The sequence below is a fragment of the Hypericibacter sp. genome, from assembly GCF_050729195.1.
GTDB lineage: Bacteria > Pseudomonadota > Alphaproteobacteria > Dongiales > Dongiaceae > Hypericibacter.
The window spans coordinates 1-12282 of sequence record NZ_JBOHKS010000106.1 but is presented as its reverse complement, the minus strand read 5'-3'; the positions used below and the strand labels follow the sequence as shown (position 1 = coordinate 12282).

The window sequence follows — 12282 nt, the reverse complement described above, 5'->3', positions numbered from 1 at the left end:
CCCGGCGCGGCGCCCCCGACCTCAGCTTCTTACGCGAACCACCAACGCTCGGGAAGCTTCATGCCGTCGACGTCCCAGTTGGACGCGACATCGCCATGATCGAGCTTGTTGGTATGGGCACTGACATAGTTGTTGAAGCACAGCACGATCACGCCGCCATCGTCATGCAGCAGCTGCTGCATTTCCGCGTAGTTGGTCTGGCGCGTCTTGCTGTCCGTCTCGGAACGGCTCGCGACCAGCAACTCGTTGAAGCGGTCGTTCTTCCAGGCCGTGTCGTTCCAGGCTGCGTCGGCGGCGTAGGCGGTGGTGAACATCCAGTCGCAGGTGGGGCGGCCGTTCCAGTAGGACGCGCACCAGCTCTTCTTCATCCAGACATTGTCCCAATAGCCATCGTTCGGCTCGCGGACCACGTTGATGTCGATGCCGGCCTTGGAGGCATGCTCCTTATAGAGCACCGCCACGTCGACGGCGCCGGCGAAGGCGGCATCGGCCGCCGAAAGGTCGACCGTCAGATTGGAAAGGCCGGCCGCCTTCAGGTGGAATTTCGCCTTGTCGGGGTCGTAGGTGTATTTCGGCTGCGGGTCGATCGCGTACTGGATGACCGGCGCGATCGGATCGTCGTTGCCGACGGTGCCATGGCCCTGGAACACCTTCTTCAGGATGTCTTCCCGGTCGATGGCGTATTTGAGCGCGGTGCGGACATGGACGTTGTCGAAGGGCGCCACGTTCGTGAGCATCGGCAGCACGTAATGGGCATAGCCCGTGGTCTCGAGGATCTTGAGATCCTTGTTGCGCTGCAGGAGTCCCAGGGTCTTCAAGTCGCAGCGGTCGATGAACTGGACCTCGCCCGTCGTCAATGCGTTGGTGCGCGCCGTGACGTCGGAGATGCTCCTGATCTCGCATTCGTCGATGTAGACGTCGCGATAGAAGTTCGGGTTCCGCTTCATCTTGCAGACCACGCCCGGATCGAACTTCTCGAGGATGAAGGCGCCGCTGCGGATGCCCGACTGCCAATCGACGTCATTGTCCTTCGCCGGCATGATCGGCAGATGGTAATCGCTGGTGAGGAACGGGAAGTCGGCGCTGCCCGCGCTCAGCGTGAAGATGACCGTGTTCTTGCCATCGGCCTTGATGTCGGTGATGGGGTCGAGGATCGACTTCGCCGCCGACTTCGAGTCCTTGCCCATATGGTGGCGGAAGGACGCGATCACGTCGTCGGCGGTGACATCCTTGCCGTTATGGAAGGTCACGCCCTTGCGGAGCTTGAAGACCCACACGCTGGCGCCCTTGGAGGGTTCCATGGTCTCGGCGAGGTCGCCTTCGATCTCGCCCTTGGCGTTGATCAGGGTGAGCGCGCTGCCGATCGAGCCGCCGATCGTGCCGGTGAACTGATCCGGATAGGTTGCCGGATCCAGCGAATCGGTGGTGGCGCCGTGACCCAGCGCCATCTTCAGCGAGCCGCCCTTCTTGGGCGCGGCGCCCGCGATCTTGCTGGCCATGGTGGTGGCGAGGGCCGTGGTGACGCCCAGAGCGGCGGCACGGCCGATGAATTCGCGACGGCTGACGTTCCCGCTTGCAAGCCGCGATTTCCAATATTCGAGTTCGCTCATTGTTGAAGCCTCCCATGCTTCGGTGGGGTCTTGATGAAGCGCCGCACTCCCACTGACGGCTTATGATTTGACGCGGACTATGGCACGGGCTCTCCCGTCACCATAGGCCAATGGGTTATCTGACCGACGAGACAGACTGCTGGCGTATCTCCTTTGCGAATGCGAACGCGTTCGTAAATCCGAATCGGCGCGCGACGCGCGCGCATGATCGTGAAATCAGAAGACGGTTTGACGGCATTGCGCGACGGCATCCGGCGGCGAGGCAGACCCGCATCGCGGGCTATGCCCCGACGCCTCGGTCTCTGCTCGATCGATACCGGTTCAAGGATGAAACGCGCCCGCAGATTGCATCCGAGCCGGCCGGCGCAGCGATGGCGCCGGGGGGCTGCCCCTCGGTCGAAAGCGATGGACCGAGTGCGGGGTTCGACAACCAACCCGTCGGCTCCGTCTGAGCTGCAAAATTGACGATATGCCAAAGTTGCATGGGGGCTATTCGCCGGTAAACTCTCAAAAATATCAATGTTTGGTTGATCTGAATTTATGGCCGATCCGGACGGATTCGGCTTGCGTCAGCTTTCGCGTGACGACCGATACCCGGCGGCAATCCGCGGATTTCCGATCATCAGGCAGCGATGGGAGAAAGAAGCAGCGAGCGCGTTGGCGCGTCAACCGGTCTTGCGGCTTCGCTTGCTCAGGATTTCCTCGAGCCATTCGGTGCGCATCTCCGGCACCGAGGAGAGCAGGCGCTCGGTGTAGGGATGGAAGGGCGGCGTGAAAATCTTGGGCGTCGGTCCCTGATCGACGATCTCGCCGCGCAGCATGACGGCGGTGCGATGCGCGATCCGGCGCACGATGCCGAGATCGTGGGTGATGAAGAGATAAGCCACGCCGAGCTCATCCTGCAGCTTCTTCAGGAGCTTCAGGATGTCTTCGGCCACCAGCTGGTCGAGGGCCGAGGTGGGCTCGTCGCAGATGATGAGATCGGGCTCGGCCGCAAGCGCGCGGGCGATGCAGACGCGCTGCTTCTGGCCGCCGGACAAGGCGGTCGTCAGGCGCTTCGCGTAATCTTCCGGCAGACCAACCTGCTTCAGCAGCTGGGCGACACGCTGCTTCACCTCGGCCGATGGATGGTTGAAATAGAATTTGATCGGCCGGCCGATAACCTCGCCGATCGTCTGGCGCGGATTGAGGGCGATATCCGGCTGCTGATAGATGAACTGGACTCGCCGGAGATTGTCCTTGCTGCGCTGCTTCAGGGCCGGCGGCAGCTCTTCGCCGCCGAACCGCACGGAACCCGATTTGCGCGCCAGCAGCCCGACGATGAGGCGGGCCAGCGAGCTTTTGCCGGAGCCGGATTCGCCGACCACAGCCACCGTCTCGCCCTTCGCCACCGAGATGGTGACATTCTTGACCGCGATGAAATGCTCATACTGGCCGATCACGTTCTGCACATTGAGCAGCGGCTCGCCATGGACGGTCCCGGCCTCGATCGAGAGCTTGTCCGCGGCCTTGCGCTCCGACACCAGGGCGCGCGCGTAATCGGTGGTCGGCGCCAGCAGGATCTGCTTGGTGGTCCCCAGCTCCACCATCTTGCCATGGCGCAGCACCATGATCCGGTCGGCCACCTGGGCGACCACGGCGAGGTCGTGGGAGATGTAGAGCGCGGCCGTGTTGTAGTTCTGGATCAGCTTCTTGATCAGGGCCAGGACCTCGATCTGTGTCGTCACGTCGAGGGCCGTGGTGGGCTCGTCGAACACCAGGATGTCGGGACGGCAGGACATCGCCATGGCCGTCATGGCGCGCTGCAGCTGGCCGCCCGAGGCCTGATGGGGATAGCGGCTGCCGAACTTCTCCGGATCCGGCAGATCGAGCGCCTTGAACAGCTCGACGGCCCAGGCCTTCGCCTCCGGCTTGGTCATCAAGCCATGCTTGACCGGCATCTCGCAGACCTGGTCGATGATGCGATAGGCCGGATTGAAGGAGGCGGCGGCGCTCTGGGCGATATAGGCGATGCGTTTGCCGCGAAGATCGCGGCGCCCTTCCGCCGACAGGTCGCGCACGCTCTCGCCGTCGATCTCGACCGTGCCGCCGGTAATCCGACAGCCGGCCCGCGCATAGACCATGGAGCCGAGGCCGATGGTGGATTTGCCGGCGCCGCTTTCGCCGATCAGCCCCAGCACCTCGCCCCGCTTCAGCTCCAGCGAGACATTGTCGACCAGGACCGCGCCATGGATCGATTCGATCCGGAGATTCGTGATCTTGAGAACTGATTCGGTCACGGGGCTCACATCTCCGCCGAGGCGCCGGAAGGCCGGGCATTGATCGACAGGATCCAGTCGACGATCAGATTGACGCCGATCGTCATCAGCGCGATGGCGAGAGCCGGCCAGATCGGCGCCGGCAGGCCGAAGCCGATGGCGCGCGCATTATCCCGCACCATCCCGCCCCAGTCGGCGAGCGGCGGCTGGATCCCGAGGCCGAGGAAGCTCAGGCCGGCGACGAAAAGAAAATTGAAACAGAAGCGCAAGCCGAACTCCGAGATCATCGGCGGCATCGCGTTGGGCAGGACCTCGCGGCGGATGATCCAGGGCAGGCCCTCGCCGCGCAGGCGGGCGACCTCGACATAGTCCAGAACCACGATATTCACCGCTACCGAACGCGCCAGCCGGAACACGCGCGTCGAATCGAGGATCGCGATCGTCAGGATGAGGGTGCCGAGCGACGAGCCGAACATCGACAGGATCATCAGTGCGAAGACCAGCAGCGGGATCGAGAGCATGACATCGACGATGCGCGACAGGACCTGGTCGACGACTTTGCCGCTCACCGCCGCCAGAAGCCCGGCGGTGGTGCCGAGGCAGAATGACAGCACGGTCGTGACCAGCGCGACGCCGATCGTGGTTCGCGCGCCATAGATCACGCGCGAAAGCAGGTCGCGGCCGATATTGTCGGTTCCCAACCAGAAATCCGCCGAAGCGGGGCTCCAGGTGTCGGATACCGAATCCGCCTCGCCATAGGGCGCGATCCAGGGCGCGAAGATGGCGGCGAAGACGAAAATGCCGACGATGACAATTCCGATCCAGGCCGAGACAGTCGGCTTATATCCGAAGATCCGCATTGCCCCGCCCCTACCGCGCCTTACGCAGTCTTGGATTGACCAGAATGGCCAGAACGTCCGCGATCGTGTTGAGAATGACGAAGGCGCCGGCGAAGACCAGGCCGCAGGCCTGCACGACCGGCAGATCGCGCTTCGTCACGCCGTCGACCATGAACTGCCCGATGCCGGGATAGACGAACACGGTCTCGATCACGACCACGCCGACGATCAGATAGGCGAGATTGAGGGCGATCACGGTGATGATCGGCGCGGCGGCGTTGGGGAGCGCATGGACGAAGACCACGCGCGATCGTTTCAACCCTTTCAGGAACGCCATCTCGATATAGGGCTGCGACATGATCGACAGCACCGAGGAGCGGGTCATGCGCAGCATATGCGCCGTCACCAGCATGGTGAGGGTGACCGCGGGCAACGCCACCACATAGAGGCGCTGGCCCAGGCTCATGTCGGAGAAGACCGTCGAGAGGACCGGGAACCAGTGGGCCCGCACCGCCAGGAACAGGATCAGGACATAGGCGATGAAGAATTCGGGGAAGGAGATGGCCGCCAGCGACACGATATTGGCGGCGCGATCGATCCATTTCCCTTCATTGATCGCGGCGACGATCCCGAGCCCGACCGCGAGCGGCACCGCGATCAGCGCGGCATAGCCCGCGAGGAACATGGTGTTGTCGAATTTGGGCGAGATCGAGGTGACGATATCGCGCTTGTTGGTGAGGGCGACGCCGAAATCGCCGCGCAGCGCGTTGAAGAGCCATTCGAGGTAGCGGACATAAGCCGGCCGGTCGAGGCCGAGCTCATGCCGGAAGACGGCCAGCGTTTCGGGCGTGGCGCCCTGGCCCAGCACGGCGCTGGCGACGTCGCCCGGCAGCACCTCGGTTGCGATGAAAATCAGGAGACTGACGGCAAGCAGCGTAACAAGCCCGAGGGCGACCCGACTTAAGATCAATCGAAACATGGAGTCGCCCCCGGGATTGGCAGTGATTTCAGTTGAGCTGGATTACGCGAACCAGCCTTTTTCGGCGATACGGTTGTCGTTCAGGTCATAGCGGGCGTGCGGCTCGTTGCCCATGACCTTCTTCGAGTAGCCGTCGAGATAGTCCGTGATGGCGAAGCAGATGAAGCCGTCATCGTCGGCGATCATCTCCTGGGCTTTCCAGTACATCTCCTTGCGCTTGGCCTGGTCGGTTTCGACGCGGGCGTCCTTGATGAGCTTCTGGAACGCCGGAACCTTCCAGTTCGTGTCGTTCCAGTCGGACGCCTCGCCGAAGACCTGGGTGAAGGCCTGGTCGGCCGACATGCGGCGGCCCCAATACACGGCGCAGAAGGGCACCTTCAGCCAGACATTGTCCCAGTAGCCGTCAGCCGAGACCTTCTTCACGTCGAGATTGATGCCGGCCTTCTTGAGCGCCTGCTGATAGAGCGAGGCGCAGTCGACGGCCGAGCCCCAGGCTCCTTCCGAGGTCTGCAGTTCGATCGCGGTATTGGCGCTGAGACCGGCCTTCTTGAAGAAGAACGCGGCCTTTTCCGGGTCGTATTTCCGCTGCGGCATCTCGGTGTTGTAGAAGGGATTGAGCGCGTCGAGATTGTGATCGTTGCCCGGGACGGCATAGCCGTTATAGACGGACTCGATGATCTTCTCGCGGTCGATGCCATATTTCAGGGCCGTGCGCAGATCCTTGTTGTCGAACGGCTTGTCGGTCACGCGGGTCACGAAGCAGAAGCGGTTGCCGGTGCCCTTGGTGCGGACGACGTTGAGGCTCGCATCCTGCATCAGCAGCTTCACGGTACGGGCGTCGAGACGGTTGACCGCATCGACTTCACCCGACTGCAGGGCCGCCGTGCGGGCCGCAACGTCCTGGATGTTGCGCAGCTCGACCGTGTCGAAATTGCCGCGGCCGGGCTTCCAATAGTCGCCGCGATTCTTGAAGACCAGGCGCACACCCGGCTCGAAGCTCTCGAGCGTGTAGGCGCCGGTGCCGATCGGCTTCTGCCAGTCGGTGAAATCCTTCGGAACCACCACGAGATGGTAGTCGCCGAGGATGACCGGGAAGTCGGCATTGCCGGAGGAGAGGGTGATGCCGACCTGGGTCGGCGAGATCGCCTTGATTTCCTTGATCTGCTCGAGGATGCCCTTCGCCGGCGACTTGGTTTCGCCGCGATGGATCTGGATCGAGTAGATGCAGTCTTCGGCGTCGAGCGTCTTGCCGTTCGAGAATTTGATGCCCTGGCGGACATTGAAGACCCATTCGGCAGCGCCGGGCTTCACGTCCCAGCTTTCGAACAACTCGCCGGTCGGGTTGCCGGCCGTATCGAACTCGATCAGGCAGTTCATGACGGCCAGCGAGGCCGCGATCATGACCGAGTCCGCATAGGTGCGGGGATCGAGCGAGTCGCTGGGCGAGCCGCCTTCCATGCCCATGCGAAGGGTGCCGCCCTTTTTCGGTTCGGCGGCCCAACCCGCCTTCACCATGATTCCGCTGCTGAGCGCGGTCGTGATGCCCAGCGCAGCCGCGCCGCGCAGGAACTCACGTCGGCTGGCCCTGCCCGTCAGGGCCGCCTGTTGGAGCCGTTCCCATTCGTTCATTGCTCGATATCTCCCATCGATTTTCGGCCAAACCGGAAGGGCACCATGTCCAACCGGCGGTCAGTTCTCTCGACCGGCATCCCCCGGCGGCGACAGCGTCGCGTGGGGAGAGCCGGCCTTCGGTTCGAGCGACCCTGCGGTCCCGCTCCGGGCGATCGGCCCGATCGAGAGCGCAGCAGGGTGAAAGCCGCCGCGAACCAAGACGGCGTGCATCGTAAGATCGTGCATGAGACGATTCGGCATTCGGCGGATCGTCAGACCGGGCTAGAGAGCCGGAAAGGCGATCTTGATGGCGAGGGCGCAGGTCAAGCCGAAGCTCGCCGCGCGGCCGAACCCATGATGCGGGCCTGCCGGCGGTTCGCGGTTCTCGCGCACCGATGTCCGAAGTCGATCATTGAAGCCTCCCATGCTTCGGTGGGGTTCATCCGAGTGCCGCACTCCCACGAGCGGCTTATTATTTGAGGCGAACTATGGCACGGGCTTTCCCTGTTGCCACAGCATGATTGACGTCTTACCGGCCGATCATGACGGCCCCAAGCTGCACTCCCGGCGGAATTCGGCGCTTTCCCGCGCTGATGAGGGTTGGTTACGACCGCCGGCGCGCCGACGCCGGCTGCCGTCTCCGACCCTCGTGAAGCCGATAGGACGAGCCACTTCCATGGCTCCGAGCCCACCCGCAGGCTCCCTTCGCGCCCGAATATTTACGATATGCCAAACTTGCATGGCCGCTATTCGGCAGTAAACTCCCAAAAATATCAATGTTTGGTTGACCTGAGTTTATGGCCCAATCCGACCCTCAGCTGCCGCCTGCCAACAGCCTCGTGGCGTTCGAGGCCGCGGCCCGCCATCAGTCCATCACTCTGGCGGCGGCCGAGCTCAACGTCACCGTGGCCGCCATCAGCCGGCAGGTCCGCAAGCTGGAGGAGCATCTCGGCTGCGCGCTCTTCGAGCGGTTCCATCGACGGGTGCGCCTCACCCCGCAAGGGGTGACGCTGCATCGCGCGCTGTTCGACGGTTTGAGTCAGATCGGCCAGGCCTGCCGCGAGCTGGCGGTCGGTTCCGATCCGCGCCAGGTCACGGTCGGCTCCACCATCGCCTTCGCCTCGCTCTGGCTGATGCCGCGGATCCCCAGCTTCAGCGTCGCCAATCCCGATATCGCGCTGCGCTATATCGTGGCGGACCGGCTGGTCGACCGGCTCGAGGACGATCTCGACCTGGTGGTGCTCTACGGGCCCGGCGACTGGCCGGGCTACGCCTCGACCCTGCTGTTCGGCGACGACATCATCCCGGTTTGCAGCCCCAGCTATCGGGCCGAGCGGCCCGAGATGAAGCGGCCGGCGGATCTGCTGGCAGAGCGCCTGATCCATACCGAGAGCGACAATCGCAGCTGGGAGACCTGGCCGATCTGGTTCGCCAAGATGGGCATCACCGAGCCGGCCCGCGGCCGTTCCGAGCGCTTCAACAATTACATGATGGCGATGCAGGCCGCGGTCGAAAGCCATGGCGTCATGCTGGGCTGGCGGGGCCTCATCATCGATCATCTGACGCGCGGGACGCTGGTGCCGGCGGTGCCCGGCAGCGTCCCCGCCGCCGGTGGCTATTACCAGCTGCTGCCGATGAACCGGCCCGCCTCGCCGGCGACGAAGCTGCTTCAGGACTGGATCGAAGCCCAGGCCCGCGCCATCAAGCCCATCAAGGGGTGAGCCCCAAGCGTCCCTTCGCAGCCGACCCCTACATCATCTCGCGCGGATGCTCGCTGTTCCATTCGCGCTCGAGCACCAGCTTGTCGCCCTCATAGGCCTCGAGCCGCGCTTCCAGGAAGAATCGGGTGCGATCGGCCCGGAGCCGGCAATAGGTCTCGGTCCGGGTCGACCAGCCCGGCCGCGACACGGTCATGGTCCAATGGGTCTCGCCCACCGCCTGCAGCGGGTCGTCGGGATGGACCCGCCAAGTCTCGCGGCCGGCACCGCCGCTGACGAGGCCATGGGTGGTGTCGCGGGTCTCGCCGAAATCATCCTCGATGACGAGCTTCCATTCGCCCGAGCCCAGATCCTGCTCGAGACGGCGGACATTCGATCCCTTGCGCACGGTTTCGAGCTGGAGCGGCGGGGCGCTGTCGGGCGCCTCGAAATGGGGCGCGGTTTCGGTCCGATGCGGACGTTCGGGGAGGATCGCCCGGCATTTTCCGGCATGGAGCGTGAGATGCACCGGCTCGGGCGAGGGCCAGATCATTGGCCAATAGCTGGTCGAGACCGCAATCCGCAGGCGGTTGCCTTTGCGGAAGGCATGGGCGCAATCGTCGAGTTTGACCTTCACCTTGAGCCGCTGGCCCACCGGCACCGGGCTCGGATGCTCATGGCTGTCGCGATGGGCGAGATTGAGGAAGCCATAGCTCACCCGGACCGACTGGCCGTCGGGCCAGACATCACAGAGGCGGACGCAGACGAAGCCCTGCGGCTTGTCGATCGCGAGCTCGAGCTCGATCTCGGGCGTGCCGAAGATCTCGAGCGGCGCTTTCAACGGCGCACTGTCGAAGCAGAGCGAGCCCGCATCGTCGACGCGCTGGTCGCCCGGCGATTCCGGCCCCAGCCAGATGGCGCAATATTCGCCGCCGACCGAGCCCGTGGTCTGCGGCGAGGCGAGCTCCATTGCCGTCTCGGGTCCCGCCTGCGGCGCCAGCCCGTTGGCATTCATCGCCAGGGTCAGCGGCTTGATATGGGGCGAGGGCCAGGAAGGCTCGGCGATCCAGCGGCCGGGCCGTTCCTTGTAGAAGGTGCTGGCGGGCACGCTGTCCTGCATATAGGCGCGCACATCCGGCTCCTTCATCACGCCGGTGTCGATACCCTTGAGCCAGTGATCCCACCAGCGCAGGCATTCCTGCAGGAAGCCGATGCGCGGCGCCGGCACGGCGAAATGCGGATATTTATGCAGCCACGGGCCGATCAGCGCCTTGCAGGGCGCCTTGAGATTGGCGAGGAGCTGGAGCGGCGCGTTGCGATAGGCGTCGGCCCAGCCGCCGACGGCCAGCACCGCCGCCTCGATCGCGTTCCAGTCCTCGCAGACCGAGCCATGTTTCCAGTAGGCATCGCGGCGCTGATGCTCCAGCCAGTTCTTGATCAGGAGCGGCTCGTTCTCCAGCCGCTCCATCCAGATCTCGCGCCAGCGGTCGCCGACCAGCGCCGGATCGGGCGGCCGCGAGGAATATGCGAACATGGTCGAGGACCAGCCGAGATTCTCGTTGAGCTGGCAGCCGCCCTTGTAATGGATGTCATCGGCATAGCGGTCGGCGGTCGAGCAGATCGAGACCACGGCCTTCAGGGGCTCAGGGCGGCGGGCCGCGACCTGGAGCCCGTTGAAGCCGCCCCAGGAGATGCCGATCATCCCGACCTTGCCGGTTGACCAGGGCTGGCGCGCGATCCAGTCGATCACCTCGATCGCGTCGTCCTGCTCCTGCTTCAGATATTCATCCCACATCACCCCATCGGACTCACCATTGCCGCGCATGTCGACGCGCAAGGAGGCATAGCCGTGGGCGGCGAAATAGGGATGGGTGAGCTGGTCGCGCACGGCGGTGCCGTCGCGCTTGCGATAGGGCAGATATTCGAGAATGGCCGGCACCTTCTTCGCCTCGGCGCCTTCCGGCAGCCAGATGCGCGCCGCCAGGCGGCAGCCATCCTTGAGCTCGATCCAGGCGTTCTCGATCTCGCGCACGGTGTTATGGAAGCGATCCGTCATCATGTCCTCGGGTCAGGCGGTTTTGAGCGACGCGGTCAGACGCCGCCGCGGGCGGCGCGCCGGCGCAAGGCATCCGCCAGCATCACCAGCAGGATACCCGGAATGAAGACGACCGTCGCCATCGCCGGATAGAGCGGCGAGGAGCCGGTGGCGATGCCGCTGAAGACGAAGGTGGGGAGCGTGCGGGTCGAGCCGGCGAGGCTGTAGGTCAGGTAGAAATTACCCCAGGACAGCAGGAAGGCGAAGATCGCGGCCGAGAAGATCCCCGGCCAGAGCAGCGGGATCGTGACATAACGATAGACCTCCCAATCGCCGGCGCCGCAGTCGCGCGCCGCATCCTCGAGCGTGGCGTCGAAATTGAACACCTGGACCGCCACGATCACCATGGCAAAGGGGGTGATATAGACGACATGGCCGATGATCGCCGTGGTCACGCCGTTGTTGAAGTCGAGCCAGCGCCCCAGCACCGAGAACCACAGCAGCAGCACGATGCCGAGCAGGAGCTGCGGGAAGATCAGGGGTGCGGCCGACAGGCCGAGGAAGGGCTTCTTGCCCGGAAAGCGATAACGCACCGCCACGATGCCCGCCAGGGTGCCGAAGATCGTGCTCGCGACCATGGAGATGAGCCCGATGACGGTCGAGTTGACGAGCGCCACCCTGGCATTGGCGTTGTCGAGAAGGGCCGCATACCAGTCGAGCGAGAACCCGTCGAACGGCAGTATCAGATAGCGCCCCTCATGAAAGGAGAAGGCGATCAGGGTGAAGATCGGCAGATAGAAGAAGACGAGGACGGCCGCGACCGAGCCGTAAAGGATGATTTCGACCAGCCGGGCTTCGACGCGGTGGTTCATCAGGCCACCATCGAGCGCTTGAGCGAATAGACCCGGTTGAAGAGCAGGATGAAGAACACCGCCGCCGCCATCAGCACGAAGGTGAGGGCGGCGCCCAGGGGCCAGTTCACGCGGGTCTCGAAAGTCTGACGGATCAGCTCCGCCGACATCGGCGACTTGCCGCCACCCAGCACCTTGGGCTCGAGGAAGACGCCGACCGCCAGCAGGAACACCAGCACCACGCCGGCCCAGATGCCGGGGCGGCAGAGCGGCAGCGTTACCTCCCAGAAGGCGCGGAACTTGCCGGCGCCGGCGTCATAGGCGGCGAGGATGAGCGAGCGGTCGATCTGGTCGATCGAGAGATAGATCGTGAAAATCGTGAAGGCCAGCAGGCTGTAGACC

Annotated in this window: 11 protein-coding genes; 3 read left to right on the top strand and 8 right to left on the bottom strand. The window is 64.1% G+C overall.

Going from position 1 to position 12282, the window contains the following annotated elements; genetic code table 11:
- Positions 1–29 precede the first annotated feature (29 nt).
- On the bottom strand, positions 30–1610 hold the full coding sequence (locus ACREE8_RS08030) for an ABC transporter substrate-binding protein (protein ID WP_431572462.1): 1581 nt from the start codon (positions 1608–1610) through the stop codon (positions 30–32).
- 110 nt (positions 1611–1720) lie between these two features.
- On the opposite strand from ACREE8_RS08030, the gene ACREE8_RS08025 reads away from it, so the two are divergent.
- Positions 1721–2062, top strand: coding sequence for a hypothetical protein (locus ACREE8_RS08025; RefSeq protein ID WP_431572461.1), 342 nt, complete (start codon positions 1721–1723; stop codon positions 2060–2062).
- Between the two features lie 213 nt (positions 2063–2275).
- On the opposite strand, the gene ACREE8_RS08020 is transcribed toward ACREE8_RS08025, so the two are convergent.
- Genes ACREE8_RS08020 through ACREE8_RS08005 form a run of 4 tightly spaced genes read right to left on the bottom strand, consistent with a single transcriptional unit; the run spans position 2276 to position 7315 of the window.
- Positions 2276–3889 carry an ABC transporter ATP-binding protein gene (locus ACREE8_RS08020; RefSeq protein ID WP_431572460.1) on the bottom strand — a complete coding sequence of 538 codons (1614 nt, stop codon included), beginning with the start codon at positions 3887–3889 and terminating at the stop codon, positions 2276–2278.
- A gap of 5 nt (positions 3890–3894) precedes the next feature.
- Complete coding sequence (locus ACREE8_RS08015; protein WP_431572459.1) at positions 3895–4728, bottom strand: ABC transporter permease; 834 nt, start codon at positions 4726–4728, stop codon at positions 3895–3897.
- Positions 4729–4738: 10 nt separating this feature from the next.
- Positions 4739–5686, bottom strand: a complete 948-nt coding sequence (locus ACREE8_RS08010; protein WP_431572458.1) for an ABC transporter permease — start codon at positions 5684–5686, stop codon at positions 4739–4741.
- Between the two features lie 42 nt (positions 5687–5728).
- Positions 5729–7315 (bottom strand): ABC transporter substrate-binding protein, encoded by a 1587-nt coding sequence (locus ACREE8_RS08005; protein ID WP_431572457.1) that lies wholly within the window; start codon positions 7313–7315, stop codon positions 5729–5731.
- A gap of 180 nt (positions 7316–7495) precedes the next feature.
- Here ACREE8_RS08005 and ACREE8_RS08000 point away from each other — a divergent pair, with 180 nt between their 5' ends.
- On the top strand, positions 7496–7777 hold the full coding sequence (locus tag ACREE8_RS08000; RefSeq protein ID WP_431572456.1) for a hypothetical protein: 282 nt from the start codon (positions 7496–7498) through the stop codon (positions 7775–7777).
- A 317-nt stretch (positions 7778–8094) separates the two neighbouring features.
- Positions 8095–9018 carry a LysR substrate-binding domain-containing protein gene (locus tag ACREE8_RS07995; protein WP_431572455.1) on the top strand — a complete coding sequence of 308 codons (924 nt, stop codon included), beginning with the start codon at positions 8095–8097 and terminating at the stop codon, positions 9016–9018.
- 28 nt (positions 9019–9046) lie between these two features.
- Here the strand turns inward: ACREE8_RS07995 and ACREE8_RS07990 are convergent, their stop codons facing one another.
- From ACREE8_RS07990 to ACREE8_RS07980, 3 genes are all read right to left on the bottom strand, one after another.
- The gene (locus tag ACREE8_RS07990) at positions 9047–11053 is read right to left on the bottom strand and encodes a CocE/NonD family hydrolase (protein ID WP_431572454.1); all 2007 of its coding nucleotides are present in this window, start codon (positions 11051–11053) and stop codon (positions 9047–9049) included.
- 32 nt (positions 11054–11085) lie between these two features.
- Positions 11086–11901: an ABC transporter permease gene (locus tag ACREE8_RS07985; protein WP_431572453.1), complete on the bottom strand. Its 816-nt coding sequence runs from the start codon at positions 11899–11901 to the stop codon at positions 11086–11088.
- On the bottom strand, positions 11901–12282 hold a 382-nt coding region (locus tag ACREE8_RS07980), incomplete at its 5' end, for an ABC transporter permease (RefSeq protein ID WP_431572452.1). The genes ACREE8_RS07980 and ACREE8_RS07985, both read right to left, overlap by 1 nt.

What these genes read in the sequence shown, in the direction of transcription:
- ACREE8_RS08030 (WP_431572462.1), bottom strand. Translation starts at nt 1,610, where the DNA reads ATGAGCGAACTCGAATATTGGAAATCGCGGCTTGCAAGCGGGAACGTC.
- ACREE8_RS08025 (WP_431572461.1), top strand. Translation starts at nt 1,721, where the DNA reads ATGGGTTATCTGACCGACGAGACAGACTGCTGGCGTATCTCCTTTGCG.
- ACREE8_RS08015 (WP_431572459.1), bottom strand. Translation starts at nt 4,728, where the DNA reads ATGCGGATCTTCGGATATAAGCCGACTGTCTCGGCCTGGATCGGAATT.
- ACREE8_RS08010 (WP_431572458.1), bottom strand. Translation starts at nt 5,686, where the DNA reads ATGTTTCGATTGATCTTAAGTCGGGTCGCCCTCGGGCTTGTTACGCTG.
- ACREE8_RS08005 (WP_431572457.1), bottom strand. Translation starts at nt 7,315, where the DNA reads ATGAACGAATGGGAACGGCTCCAACAGGCGGCCCTGACGGGCAGGGCC.
- ACREE8_RS07995 (WP_431572455.1), top strand. Translation starts at nt 8,095, where the DNA reads ATGGCCCAATCCGACCCTCAGCTGCCGCCTGCCAACAGCCTCGTGGCG.
- ACREE8_RS07990 (WP_431572454.1), bottom strand. Translation starts at nt 11,053, where the DNA reads ATGATGACGGATCGCTTCCATAACACCGTGCGCGAGATCGAGAACGCC.
- ACREE8_RS07985 (WP_431572453.1), bottom strand. Translation starts at nt 11,901, where the DNA reads ATGAACCACCGCGTCGAAGCCCGGCTGGTCGAAATCATCCTTTACGGC.